At 46.5% G+C, this 14,451-nt stretch carries 8 protein-coding genes; all 8 read right to left on the minus strand.

The window, feature by feature from the left end:
- Nucleotides 1-171: 171 nt before the first annotated feature.
- The 8 genes from MUK70_RS11770 to MUK70_RS11805 all read right to left on the minus strand — a co-directional run bounded on the left by MUK70_RS11770 (nt 172) and on the right by MUK70_RS11805 (nt 14,378).
- Nucleotides 172-1,251 carry a patatin-like phospholipase family protein gene (locus MUK70_RS11770; protein ID WP_234652194.1) on the minus strand — a complete coding sequence of 360 codons (1,080 nt, stop codon included), beginning with the start codon at nt 1,249-1,251 and terminating at the stop codon, nt 172-174.
- Nucleotides 1,248-1,754, minus strand: a complete 507-nt coding sequence (locus MUK70_RS11775) for a glycoside hydrolase family 108 protein (protein WP_234652196.1) — start codon at nt 1,752-1,754, stop codon at nt 1,248-1,250. The genes MUK70_RS11770 and MUK70_RS11775 overlap by 4 nt, the downstream gene beginning before the upstream one ends.
- Complete coding sequence (locus MUK70_RS11780; RefSeq protein ID WP_234652207.1) at nt 1,754-2,224, minus strand: hypothetical protein; 471 nt, start codon at nt 2,222-2,224, stop codon at nt 1,754-1,756. Before MUK70_RS11780 ends, MUK70_RS11775 begins: the two co-directional genes overlap by 1 nt.
- Nucleotides 2,221-2,634, minus strand: coding sequence for a hypothetical protein (locus MUK70_RS11785; RefSeq protein WP_234652209.1), 414 nt, complete (start codon nt 2,632-2,634; stop codon nt 2,221-2,223). Before MUK70_RS11785 ends, MUK70_RS11780 begins: the two co-directional genes overlap by 4 nt.
- Nucleotides 2,635-2,775: 141 nt before the next feature.
- Complete coding sequence (locus MUK70_RS11790; protein ID WP_234652211.1) at nt 2,776-5,172, minus strand: hypothetical protein; 2,397 nt, start codon at nt 5,170-5,172, stop codon at nt 2,776-2,778.
- Nucleotides 5,173-5,183: 11 nt separating this feature from the next.
- Nucleotides 5,184-8,093, minus strand: a complete 2,910-nt coding sequence (locus MUK70_RS11795; protein WP_234652214.1) for an SGNH/GDSL hydrolase family protein — start codon at nt 8,091-8,093, stop codon at nt 5,184-5,186.
- A 10-nt stretch (nt 8,094-8,103) separates the two neighbouring features.
- Nucleotides 8,104-8,589 carry a hypothetical protein gene (locus MUK70_RS11800; RefSeq protein WP_234652215.1) on the minus strand — a complete coding sequence of 162 codons (486 nt, stop codon included), beginning with the start codon at nt 8,587-8,589 and terminating at the stop codon, nt 8,104-8,106.
- 59 nt (nt 8,590-8,648) lie between these two features.
- Nucleotides 8,649-14,378 carry a hypothetical protein gene (locus tag MUK70_RS11805; protein ID WP_234652219.1) on the minus strand — a complete coding sequence of 1,910 codons (5,730 nt, stop codon included), beginning with the start codon at nt 14,376-14,378 and terminating at the stop codon, nt 8,649-8,651.
- Nucleotides 14,379-14,451 lie beyond the last annotated feature (73 nt).

The following is a 14,451-nucleotide window of genomic DNA, read 5'->3' on the forward strand; positions in this document are numbered from 1 at the left end:
AAATCATGACTTACAAATCGACCTGCCAAGCATGTTCCAATGAGCAAAATGTAGTTAAGCATAAACGATCGGACCTTTGTGATTGTGGCCTTAATAGAGAAGACCGCATAGATCAAGACATCATGCGCCATTTTTACTCTGAGTTAGCAAAAGCAAAACAAAGGGCGGCGCTCATGCGGCAACCAACTTGAAAAACTCATTTACGGACTCATAGCCAATAGCAATGCGCTTATCTATCCACTCGGAACGAAAATCCATCGTAGAGCCTAATAATGGATACCCTTCTGCATCTAATGGCGCTTCTATGTGCAATATTTTGGCTACCTTAATACCTTCTGCTGCCCTAAATTCCGGATACTTCAAAGCCCACTCGTTTATTTTTTTAGTCATCTTAATTTCGCGGCCCAGCCCATCGTTAAGCATGATATCTACGGAGCCACCGGCTTGAGTTACCAGGTTTTTTTTACTTTTATTTAATTGTTGATTTACGCTGTTATTATCAATCGCCCACGCCGCCCAATCGTAAGCCGGATCAATGTGTTGGATGGTAAGCGAAAAAGGGCTTGAAGCTCTTAATCCTCCGTCTACGCAGTCATAAATTACAGTACCGTCAGCTAAATGGATTTCAGGAACCGGCGCGCATACGCCCGGTATCGAAGTGGATGCCAAAACCGCTAGCGCTAAGTTGCGGTCGTCTTTAAAAAGCGAGTGGTGGTAGCAATGTAATTGTCCATCATAAAGACTTACGAACGTAGGATAGAAATCGGCTTTCATATCCGCCATGCGAACTTGCGCCAAAAGTGTTTCCTTTAACGGAGCGTTGTCCAGCAAATGATCAATGCCTTTCGCGTTATTGATAATTTTATCAATAAAACTGCGTTGCCCTTTCTTAGTGATCAATCCAATCTTATCGCCAAAGTTTAAGCCCGCCGCCAATATATCCCGAATAGCCGCGACATTAGCTCTAACTGTGCCATCTTGCAACTGAGCCAGGTACGATTCAAAAATAAACCGCCCGGCTGTATCTCCTGTCTGCCTCCAGAAGGCGTTCAGTTCATCGTATTTGCGCATAGCTGCCATTGCCCCGTTTGGAGATCCGCCAGATGTGGTAACATAAAGTGACCCCTCTACACCTAATTCTAAACACCTGTTAATCGCACCTAATTGCACTGCGGCCTTAGCGCCGCCCCCTGGTAGACAGAAAGCATGTTTTAGGGCACGTTTTGGCTCTGTTATTTCTGATAAATTCATATCCCCTCCCTGATTGAAATTTCCAATATCTTTAAATTGCGCCTCGCCCATCCTTTCAAGAATTCCAGCTGCGAAATATCCCGTTTGACAATCCCCACATAGAAATCACTACGGGCAAAAGCAAAGTCATAAGCGTTTATCTTTTGGCCGTTTGCCAAAGTAACGGCACCCAATATACCGTCGGCTTTTACGCCAGCTGCTGTTTGCAAAATCTTAATCCCGTTTGCTGGCCCGTGATTGATTATTGAGTCCAACAAGTATAGCCTGATACCCGGCGGGAATGAATTCACGCTGTATTTATTCCAAAAGTCGCGCAGGTATATGCCTTGCGCCTTCTCCCAGGTAAGGTTCTTAATATCCAGGTTAGGATAAGACTTTGCAGAGATACCGTACTTCGTACCCTTCAGCTCGCCAGAGGGCGTATAATTGCCCTTGTCTTTTTTGTTCAATGAAAAGCCGCCTTCTTCCAGCCCCACGTATTCAATTGCTTTCTCGAATGTCATTACCTAATCCAGTGAAATATTCTTTGAAATAAATTACGGCGCTCAACTTCCGCCGGGCACACCTGCGGCCATTCTACCGGCTTTGATTCGGGCACGGTGTATCCTACTGGCTTTTTGTATTCAACGTGCGCGGTAATAACCATTTTATTGCGTTTGACTTTTACCGGCGCTAGGCTCACAATAATCCTGTCCAGGCGTTGATTGGTATTATCAAGAACCTTTGAGCTTTGAGCCACTTCCTTAACCGCCTCTTTGATAATTTCAGCGGGCGCATCAAGCCTGTTAATGAGCGAATCTTCTACGGCGGACTTTTCTTTTATCTTTTCCACCTTGCGCTTAATGGCTTCCGGCACCACCGGTTCGGATGAAGTCTCAACCCGGATAGCATCCTGGCTATTGCCATTGTTCGAGGGCATAATGCTGAGAGCCAGCGCCACTAAAATTGAGAATGTAACCTCCTGCGTAGTCATTTTTTTACGGGATTTATCACGCTTTCGACAACTTTTATTTTCTTGTTATTCCGCTCTGTTCTAATACGGGTCGCCTTCGACTCAGTATAGTATTGAATTGCTGCATTGCTATACTTCTCATCTTTCTCGCGAAGTAGCTTAATATTCTCGTCCTTATCCCGCATACGTCCGTCCACCTGAATATTGTATAAGATCGTCCAGTTTGTATTCAAGGAATCAATCTTTTTTGCATAAAATGCGTGCACTTGTTCAAGCTTAATGGCGGCTTCTCTCTCTGCCTGATCTTTCCCGCTTATCGCATCTTTGAAAGAGAGCCAAACCACGGCAATCCCGATTAGTATGATTAATATTGTCGCCCTGGGCCATTCCTTTTTCTTTAAAGCATCATCAACATTTTCCAGGTTATCCATTCTTGTGCGGCTATTAACTTACGTACAAAACACATGCCCAAAGGCTTAAATATTAAGGGTTTACCAACATATATATTTGCCAGCACAGAGCAGCGAAACCTATTACAACCAAGGCCTGCTCTATCCTTAGTTGTAATTTGCTCATAGCTTTTTGATTACTGTCTGATGTCCATAAACGATACCCAAATCATGCTCAACCCCATTGTGCCGGATCTTCACTCTTTCGGTAAGATGTTTGGATAGAAAACCGTTGTAATAGATTAAAACCTCCCCTTCTGGTCCTTGTCCAAGCAACGGAATTCCTTTTTTCTGATCGAAGGCATCTTTTACTACAAAGGAATTGTAGTTAGGTGGGCCAAAACCATTTAAGTGAAATCCTGCGGTACCAGGCATAGCTACAAATCCGCCCCGATTAGACTCGTACGATATGAATGAAAGCTTAGTAGTCCGATTACGGATTTCATAAGCTGCTTCCATTCCCGCCATTGTGGCATCAATAACAGGAGCGTAAAGTGTGCTCTTTAATCCTTCCGGACTTTTTTCTGGAACGCCGCTCCTTCCGAAATCGCCATCGTTAATCCTTCTGAAATCTCTTTCGCCCTTGGATTTAAAGTAAATCTGCTGCTCAGACCACCAGTCAATTTTATTAACGTCTTGACCGTATTGAGTATTTGGGGCGTCCCATAAGGCGGTTCCAGATGTTATCAGCGTTGACCAAAAGCCAGAAGTGAAAAGCTCATCCCATGCGGCGGCGGGACCAGTGTTCATCCTGGTTTTAACCGTACCTCCGGCATAATCATAAACCTCACCGGAATTCGTTATTTCAATACCAATCCGATTGCCATTGTCATCCGAAACAAAATTTTCAATGATCGGTGTGCTGAATATGGATAAGTTAGATTCACGATCCTGCCCACCATAGGTTTTCGTTGCAAGCTTAACCCGTTCGTTAAGCGCAATAAATTCGTAGGGAAGATTATATACCCGGTTCCAGAAATAGTATTTGGCGTTGAAATTTCGGACTTCAATACTGCCTTCCGTGAAATATCTATGATCTTCCGCGCTCCACCCGTGGATGCCGTGACCTTTGTATAGTTTACTGGTTAATGACTCTTCATAAGTCTTGCGGTCGCCATACAACAGCCCTTGGTCAATCGCGCCATAGAAATCATCACCGCCGTACCCGCCAAATATACCAGCATCTTTTTTATTAATACCGGGATGTTTAACCCGTATGTCGTCTAAGTTACCTCTCGCGAAATGGTAGGAAACTTGATATCCTGGCAATGTTCCGGGCCTGTCATATTGCCCCTGGCCATTCTCTACAAGTTCTTCGGTAATGTAGGAATACGGGCTTGAACCCATATAAGTAGCAAACGCACGGCCTGCATTATACGCTTCCTGCGAATTTAAAACCTGACCATGCCCCACCTTTACAGTGTTGAAGGTCATTTCTTGATTAGGCTGCGTGAAACGTGCATCAGGTATTACTCCGACACGCCGGTAGGTATCCTGATTATCTCCTCTGTTTATTCCCGCCGTAGCAACCCATTTGTTGTATGGTCGCCAGTCCATCGCGGGCAAAGTCTTAGGGAAGTTCAGGACACGCGAAACTACAAGCCAATCCCTACCAATCCCGTTGCCTACCTTTTGATCAGATTTGATCGAAATGAACATCTGTGACATACGTGCATTCAGCGCGTTTACGCCTTTGTCACCGTATGCGGTCAGGTATTTTTTAAAGGTTTCAAGGTTGGGTATCTTGTCAGGATTGCAAATGAATTGCCTGACAGAAACCGGCCCATCGGGCAAAGTAATATTCTGGAACTTCTGGTACTCGCCGTTCTCTGTTTCAAAATGAGAATAGCCCAGCATATAGAACACATTCCATCCATTAAGCTTTGAAATTGTTCCTGAGTTATCCAGTCCAGGTGTGTTGTCGGATAGTGTGCCGTCCTGATTGAAAGCCACTTCCAGTTCGCCCGTCCGGTTGTAGGTGTAATACCTGCCACCTACTTTGATGGATTCAGCGCCAATTACCGAAGGATTGGAAACTGGTTTAGGGTCAATAACAGGGGGTGGTAAATCTCCCCTGATGGTGAACTTGCGCGTAGATGGAGTACTAACGCAGTTGCGGCCTTGGATGCGCAGGTAATACGATCCATCTGCTAGTGGTTTATATTCGAATGGAACCCGATTTTTAGTCAAATCTATTAGGCTGTCAGAATAAAGTATATTCCCTGCTTCGTTTAGAATAACGTAGTTAATTTTAGGTACCCCATCCGCATCAAAATTTAGCTCAGCGCCGGTATTGGTAATCTTTGAAATCCCCTCAATAGACGGCCCGCGTGGGCATGAGTCAAGAGGTGTCACAACCGGCGGCGGCTTTACGCCACCAGATAACACCTTATTGAGGCTGTCAATACGGGCGTTCACGCCTTTTAACTGAACGTCAATGTAGGCTTTCGTTGGAACGTTTACCGTTTGCCCGTAGCCCAGATGGGCGCAAAGAAGGATGAGTATTAGTAGTTTTTTCATGATCTGTTTGTTTATAATCCTAATTCGTTAATTACTCCACTTCCTAATTTTGCATGTCCGGCAACGTTTGGGTGGATTTCGTCAGGCAGGAATAAAGTGTTTTCTCTGGTCACCCTATCACCATTAGTTGTCATCCATTTAGCAAAGTCCAGATACCTATCTGGCCCAGCCAACACCGCATTCGTTACTTGTGTATCGTAAGCCGCCCTATCATCCCTGGGCGGTAGTGTGATCACGATGAATTCGGCCTTCGGGCTATGTGCCAATACGGCTGCCCGTGCTGCATTCTTTCCATTCTGCCAGGTTGTTAAATTTGAGTCATTTACACCGATGGCATAAATGAATATTTTGATCTCGCCAATCATAGCCAGGATGTCAGTAAGCTTTGCCGCTGATAAAGCAGTAGTATCCCCGCCCCTTGCAGATAAAAACATATTGTCTTTAATGCGCGCGGAAACTATTCCGGCCCAGCGGTTCATATACCCGCCGCTTGGTTCATTACGGATTGTGTCGCCATCGCCAATACTATCCGTAACAATGGTCATATAGGGATTGTAAGGCATAGCTGTTGTGTGGGCCAGGTCTTTGATTATGATTGAACCTGATCTGAATATAATCCCGGGCGCATCTACGCACTCCCCGCATGAAGTCCCGCCAATTGAATTATAAACTAGCTGAACCGATTCCTGTGTTACTGTATCCACCAGCTTACCGTAGAATATCTCCCGGTCTTTACGAAGGGTAAGCAGGTACTCCCGGTTTGCAACACGGGCGAAAGGAATGTCTATTTCTGCAACAGATGTTCCAGGCGTGTCTCCGATGTTTGCTATTTGCGGGTACAGTTTAATTTTCCCGGCTCCCAAATCCGCTTCCAAGATAGAAGTCCCTACCACCAATTGACTTTTGCGGACAATTGCAAATACAGATGACGCATTGACCGCCTGAACACGTATGCAAACTGCATCTTCGTCTAAGCTGGAAGGCTTATTCCAGTAAGCATAAGTACCCCAACTACCCGAACCGGGAGATTGAAGCCCCGAAGTAGTCCACGACCACGCCCCCGCCTCAACCCAATCAGAAGGTTTTGTGGCTACCAAAAGGGAGTACTTTTTTATAAGCCCAACCGGCGCTCCTGTGCGCTTCAGGCTTATATCTTCCTCAACAACATCCAAACGGGAAAGCGCATCATTCACCTTATCGGTTAATGCCCCGGTTCCTACCGTAATATTGACAGCAAATAGGTTTGCCGAATTGGCGTTGAAAAGAATATTGCTGCCCGACGGAAGGCCTGCAAGGAACGGGTAAATTGTTCCGGCCGTAGCCTTGTATCCGATTTGTCCGCCTGGATTATTTACATACCACCCCCAATATTCCCCTTTTTTAACGGTAACAGTATCGGCCGGCGCAATAGTATTTAGCCCTAGCACTGCCGTAACTTCAAAGCTGGTAACGATATTGAACGTGCCGTTTGCGTTCTTGCTAAAAATGAAGAATGTAATATCGCCCGCCCGTGTGGCCCACAACTGAACTGCTTTAATGTAACCCGCTGTTAGCGGTGTGTAATAAATTCTGGTAACATCCTCAGAGGGAGTTAATGTGTAAGTGCTTAATGAATCCGTTACGCCAGAAACTACATCCGGGCTTTCTTGTAAATAAGCGCGGCTTGATTCTTCCGCCGAAAGGCTTGATGTCGCGTTTGCCGTTATTTTAGCGTTGCTTTGTGTCTGACGTGCAGCGGTTACCCCAACTGATACGGTATAGTTAAAACCGAAACTTGTAGTTAGAGCCTCCGCTGCATCAAGGTTTGTACCCGCCGCATTACCCGCTATAAAATAGGTTGGTGGCCCCTCATTTTTAAAGCCTACGAAAGCTGTGTTGTTCGATGAGTTGACATAAGCATGATGCCAGCCAAGGTAATCGGTATCAAGTAGGATAACCTCAGGAAAATCACCATTGGCAAGGCTGAAATTATTCTGCCCTGTTTTGGTAAGCAGGTAAAAGGTATTGATCAAATTATAGCTCGTATCAGGGTTTTTGCGGAATATCTTCACTTCCAGAATGCCGCCCCTGGTAATCCAAACGGTTATTGTTTCAAGTAGCCCGGCTTTATTTTGGCCTAATATCCTGGTGGTTGAGCCCGATGTGCTATTGGTTGTGTAAGTACTTACAACAGAAGGCCCTACCAATGACGAGTTTAGCGAAAACTGAGCGTCCAGTTTAGCCAGTAATGAGCTGCTTTCTGCAATAAAAAACCACTGCCCGCTCGGATCTTGCTTTAATTTTCCCTCACCCATCGTATCCCCGGCGGTGAAATTCTTGCCAGAGAATTGAGCCAGTCCAACACCCGTTGCCGGTATGTCATAGATTTGGTATTTCTCTGGGTCTGTTTGGCCAATAGTTGCGTCTGCCGATAATGTAGGCGTATTGGTTGCCCAATTGTACATGCCCTTCTGCTCGATACCTGTTCCGGCGGATGCAACAAGATCCTTGGCTTCATCGCGGTAACCTCTCGCTTCTTCCGCCGCCTGGATAGCTTCCAGTGCTTTTGCGGCTGTGGCCTCATCGCTGAAAGAGCTAACCCGCACGGTGCCGATTGATGGCGCAGTTATTACAAAGGTGCTCTCAGATGAAACAGCTCCGTCCAAAGTTGTTTTGATCGGAAAGGAGAATTTAGTTTCGCCCGCAAACTTGACGTAAATCTGTGCATTTTCAATTACCCTGAGCCACGCAACGGTTAGCGTAAAGGAGATATTAGCCCCGACCGCCGAAGACGGCACGACAACAAAAATTGCCTTGTTGCTCCATAGTTCCACAACCACCGGTGCCACGATAATGGACGGCTTCAAAAATTGCATTATGATCGGAAAAGGGTTTTCGATAAAGGCGGTCAGGTCTGCTACCTTGCGTGGCTGATTGTTCATTTTATTCTAGTTATTCAATTGTTTCTTTCAACTCTGATACTTCTGCAAACCCCTCGGTAATTAAGCCCTGCAAACACATGTTCGGGTTTATGTGGTGGGAATACCCGTAGTATTCTACTGTCACGGACTTTTCGAAGTTTTCTTTTCTCACCTCGTCAATGCCGATCGGTATAGGCTTAAATTCGAAATCTGTTTCCTCTGCCCATATTTCCGCTTGCAGATCCATGATCTCTTTTGATCTGCTGTCTGCCAGGTATATGGATGAAATCGCTTGCTGATCTGCATTAGGGTTATCTTTTACAACTTGCTGATACAGTTCATTGCGCCTCGTATTAATACCCCTCAACGCTTCTCCCGCTTCTCTTTCTATGGTTTTCTTAGCCAGCACACCCAATCTCGTAAGTCTGGTGTCCGTTGCGAAACTGAATGCGTTCTGAGCAACGAGGGCTTCGCACTCTGCTTTTAATGTCCTTAGTCTGTCTAGTTTAATTTTCATGTTACTTTCGATTTTAGTTGTTATGCAATTTTTTCCCACTACAGCCGGGCATTGGAGCCTCAATCAAAACCTCCGATTTCTAGCTTCATCCAACCGGTTAGATAGTAAACATAGACGCTTGCTCCGAGCACCCCTCCGTCTGTTTGCATCCATAGCATACCAGTAACAGGACTCGCATACGCCCTCCTTTGAATGCGAGTTCCAGTGTAAATCACACATGGATTTAGAAATGTAAGGGTCGCTCCATCATCTTCTATATACCCATCTGACAACTGAGCGGGAGCACCCCCATTCACATACCGAACCGTCCTATTTACCGCTTGCCCTACCACAGAAACGGGACTGGCCGCACCTGCGTAGCTTATAACCCCCGTGCTGTTGTTGTAAGAAATCCCCCCAGTACCTGAAATAGACCCGCGTACTGCACTGGTAAAGTCAGTGATTTGTGACGATGTATGCGTATGGGATGAATTGGCTTTCCCGGATAACAGAGAGTCAACCTGAGATTCAGTATAGGCGTCTGTTATCCCGTACCCCGCAATTGTTGTCGGCTTGCCCGTCACATCGTTCCATGGCATATTATTGCAGGCAATCACAAGGTTTCCTGAGCCGACAAGCCTGTTTAGAGGATCGCCGCCGAAAGTGATGTTGTTGCCTGTTACGAGATTGCCCTTTGAGAAGGTGTTCTCTTTTCCATTAAGGCCCGCATCGACATTTGCTTTCGTGTACACATCAGTAATACCATAACCGGCAACCGTGGTTGGTTTTCCTGTCACATCATTCCAGGGCATGCTATTGCAGGCGATAACCAAATCACCCGAACCTACAAGTCTGTTTACACCTGATCCTCCGAAAGTTATATTGTCGCCAGTAACCAGATTGCCCTTCGGAAAGGTGTTTTCCTTCGTTCCCAGTCCGATATTGAAATCACCGATCGTTACGCCGTCCACTATCCCAAAACCTGAAAGTGTTGTCGGCTTGCCGGTTACAATCGTCCATGGTATAGCTGTTGCCGAAATGGTCACATTGCCCGCGCCAATCAGTCTATCCGTCAGTGTGCCGGACAAAACAATATTTGAGCCTTGCACAAGGCTGCCTGTCGTAATCTCGTGTGTGTGGCTTGTTGATGTTACTGCGTTGGTAGTGGATGCATCTAACGTTGAAGGCGTCCCCAGATCAATGACCCGGTTGGCTGATAAATCCCCGCCACTGCCAGCAGCCATACCATCGCCGCCAAGTATCTGTTTTGCATTCACCCACGGCTTGTCTGCAATTGCCAACCATACACCCCACACACCGCTTTCGACGCTTCTGAAAAACGCAGTACCATTCCTAAATGCGATGGTGGACCCGATATCCGCATTCGTTGAATGAGGGATGTAAATACCATGGAACGAAGAACTTCCGCCTGATGGTGAGTCAACTGCCGAAACATTAAACTTGGGTTTGGTATTGACATTTACCTGCGTCCAAGGAAGCCCCGTACTGGCATTAACCAGATACCTCGCATCACCCCAAACGGTATCGAATGTTAAAGTAAGGTTTGTTGCTATCGGCCCGCCACCTAATAATCCTACCCCTGTATTAACTTCTTTCAGGTCAACCCACGCCCGGCTTGCGATCTGGTACCACGTGCCCAGTGCGCCCCCATTGGTGCCCCTGTAATAGGAGTTATCCCCGGAGCGGGTAACGACAAGCTGAGAGACGTTTGAGCCGCTCACGCCTGCGATTAGCATACCAGGAATAGCATTCGGCGCATTGGCCGCGCCAGTACCGATTAAAGCTACACCAGTGAAGTTATATGCGTTTACATCGCCGAAATAGTTAGGGATTACATTGCCCGTTGTAACATTGGTCAATGGCATGTATTTAGCCAGGGACGCGCTTATAAGCTCTTCGATATACTCTACTGTCACCAGATCCCCCGGATCGGCACCTGTTACGATTGTTGCAACAGGTATAGCCGAAGTAACGCCAGTGCCGCCAGCCATACGGCCAATAACCGTTTTGGTGGGAATGTCCTGGATCTTAGCGAAGGTAACTCCTTTTGCTTTTAGGCGAAGGTGATTCAGAAGCGCGGTATCGGGGTCGTCCGGTGATTCTGGTTCGAATATTTCAATACCTACATTGTCCACACGGACATCAAAGCGTTTGATATAGTCCTCAACGGTTTCTGACATGCCAGCGCCAGCCACGTAATCAGCCAGCCCACCCCCAGGCTCACCAATCGGCGCTTCGTCAATCGGAATATCAATGCCAAAAGAAAAATCTGCTGTGCTTGTCGCTACGAGCGTTCCACCTGCTCCACCTGCCCTACGCGTATGGATAACCCTGAAAGCGGTTTCATCTGCGTGAATGCTATCTATCTGCTTGCTGTTCTTTTTCCCAAACAGATAGTGATCAGAGAAAGTAACTTCGCCTGGATAGGTCTGGTAAGGGGAAACACCGTATGTCTGCGTGCTGATAGGGATTAAACTGCCGCCTTTGAATTGATAAAAATCAAATCCTTCCCAGTCATAAGGAGGTGAAACCGAATCGTTCCATACGTTCCAACCAGAAGCAGGGAGAGGAAACACATTGCCAGACCCGGCAAGCGTACCCATCAACGTAAGATTTGTTTTGCCTGCGTTGGCTGAGCCTATTTTTAATACATTCTCTGTCGCCTCAGGCTCTTCCTCGTTAATGGTAAAATCCGCATACCTGACAAGAACTTCTTCTCCGTCCAGGGTTAAAACGATCTCAACATTATAGAAACCCGGCGCAAGTTCCGTATCTACGTTGTAAACAAGGTAAGTTCCGGTTAACGAGTCAGCCCCTAACGGATAAGTCCTGCTTGCTAATGCAATCTCGTTCTGGTATAATGTGATGGTCGCCTTGTCGTGGTTTACATCATCTGCAACGGCCTTAATGTTAAGCGCGCCGGGCTTTACAAACTTGCTTGATCCATCCACTGCAATCTCACCAATATCACTGCCGCTTGATGTAAGGAAGAATTTTAGCTTGTTAAGATATTCTTCATCATAAAGCGTAAAGGTGATGTTTTGGTTACTGACTGGGCTTTTATTTAATTCTGTGTATACCCATAACCGGAACTGTCCCGCTTCGGTAGTTATGCCGCCATCTTCCCCAAACATCTGGTAGGTATCCAGCTCGGTTTCTGTGACAAACTGGTTCGTCACCCTGTCTATTGCGTTGCCGGTTGGCCCACCTCCTTTGACTCTTAACTGATAGAAGTCATGCGGCCCGGCTATCTTAGCTGTTAAATCCCACAGGTCTTTTAAAGGATAAACGCCTGGAAGCGGCCCGTCAACAACTCCGCCTGCTGACATATCAAGCAGGTTGTAGGTTACTTTTGTGGCGGGAAGGACTATGATGTTGATAACAGCAAGGAAGTCTTCACCGTCCCTGCCGACAAGCTCCACCTGCACCCGGTCATTGCCGCGTGTTGTAGGCTTTCCTGTGATAATGACCTTGATCATATCAAAGTCTTCACCAAGCTCAATTATGACACTGGAAGCCCATTCAGGCGCGTACTTTATCTCTGCGGTTAAATCAGAAGGAAGGTGTGTGGATAGAATTAAAGGCGCGAGGTCAACGAATTGTGTGGCTTGATGCCCTACGGAAAAATAAAGCGTAGGGATTATATCTAATACAATCTCTTCAATGTTGGGTTTTGCTGTGCTGCCGCTGTTCGAAGTAGCCCCGCCACGGTACATTCTGTTACCCCTACGGCCTCCTTCATCATCGAATAGGTAAATATCCTCTTCGTCGAGCGTAGAGTGATTTAGTTCTAAAAGCGTTGATGTATAGGAAAGGTTTTTAACGTCCCATCTCCATGAGGTTTGCGCATAAAAAATATTTGCGTTTCCTAATTCATCCTCCGGCTTAAACACCGTCAAATCAGGCGTTAAATCATAGCCGATCAATGAGGCGTCCCATATCCTGCGCTCACCACACACTTGCCTGATGCGCTCACGAAGGGATCTTTTTTGGATGGGTTCCGGTATTGAATCGCCAATATACCTCCACGCCTGGGTAAGCTGGTTACCGCCTGTCAGGGTCATGTACCCGGTCATTACCCGGTTCACATCCCGGCCTTGCTCCGGTGTATCAATGCCTATCTTATCAGCGATAATCTGCGTATAAGACAATTCATTTGCATCCCGGATAGGAAGCTTGCCGTCTGCCTGGTATTTATGCTCACCTTCGAAGACAAGTCCGGTATAGAATGTTAAAGAAAGGTCTTCAACCGAAAAGAACGCATTCGGCGTATTGAAGCCCATACCTCGCGCACCAGGGTAGATGCGGACGCGGATATACACAACCGCCTCCCCATTTCGCGGAACGAAATTCGTTATAGCTTTACTTTCAACCTCAAAAGTCTGTAAATCTAGTTCGTCATAAGTTTTTACCTGATCGTTTCTTTTTCCGATCGGTTTAATGAGAAACGGGCCGCTGTCATTCTTTGATGAATAATACCATTCACCTTCTGACGTAAGCCATGAAACGCCCTTTCGCTCACTTTCGTTGAGCGTGACAAACATCATCCCGGCATCAATGTTGTGGCATTTAGCGGCCCCTGCAAAGACCATTTTCAATTCTACGCGGTCTTGCTCTCTCGTATTGAAAGCTCCACACCGTATCTCAATTGGACCCGTATCAAAGTAAGCATCCGGCGTAATAGGATACCTGCTTTTTGCTTTTTTGGGATCAATAAAAACGGGACTCCTAAATTCCAACCTGTACGGGGAATCAAATGTCCCTGCCCCTGTCCTTTCCCATGAAACGCCACCTTTTATATTATTTCTCCATCCTGGAATATTACCGCCCAGTATTGGGCCCGAAAACGTGCCGTTTGCCAGCCTGTTTACGGCAATACCTGGATCAACGGTTTCGGTAACGATTGAATTAGGCTCAGCTAAGCGAAGATTAGTTTCTGTGCTGGGCAGTAAGTGGGTGATGCTACCAGGAAAGAAGGTTTTGCCAATGCTCACCAGCTGCGACACCGAAGCGCCGCCGATGGGATTACCCGCCGCGCTGAATTGCCTAACGATAGCTGTTTCCCCTGTCTGCTCACGGATACCTTTGATAACCCAAACGCCATTAGATTGCGTTACGTAAGCCCCAAACGCAGAAAGAATCCCTTCAAGTCCCTCGCTTGCTTTCTTGCCGCGCAATCCGTCCGCGTCTATTTCCGCCTGCGCTAACGGGCTTGCAGAATAGGACATATTTTGCTCGTACAAATTAATGTACGTGTGAATTTCATGCGTGAAACCTGTGCTGGTTAACGCGTCGGCAATGATGTTAATCAGCGACTTCTTACCCACCGGGAACTTGCCGAATTCATCAACAAAGTAATCGTCCCGCGTAAAAGGAAGTCCGCAGGTTGCGGCAAAGGATACAGGGTAAGGCTTTGAATGAAATGGTTCTTCGCAGTCAATCGGCACAAGGTATCCCCGCCAGCGGATTTTTAACCCACTACCGGTATACTCCCATACGGCTAATTGATATTTCTTATCGTCGGTGATGAAAAGGTCAGTGATATTAAAACCACTCTCTTCATCAGAGATCCATTCAACGGTTGCTTTTTGGCTTCTAATGACCTGGAAAGGGTCATTTACGGAGGTCATTTCAATGACAAGCGGGTTGTCGCTGGACAAGACTTCTGTTGCCGCTCCCGCGTAATCCCTTTCGAGGATTTCAACACGATAAACAACGTTTACGCTATCGGGATCACGTGTATCTCCAATATCGTCGAACTCCGAAAACCACTTTACACCGTATGCCATACCAACCCCTCAACCCGCACGATTTCGTCCCCCTGCGAAAGCTAACAAATATAATTAAAAAAACTTTAATAAA

It is taken from the genome of Dyadobacter chenwenxiniae (assembly GCF_022869785.1).
Taxonomy (GTDB): Bacteria; Bacteroidota; Bacteroidia; order Cytophagales; family Spirosomataceae; genus Dyadobacter; species Dyadobacter chenwenxiniae.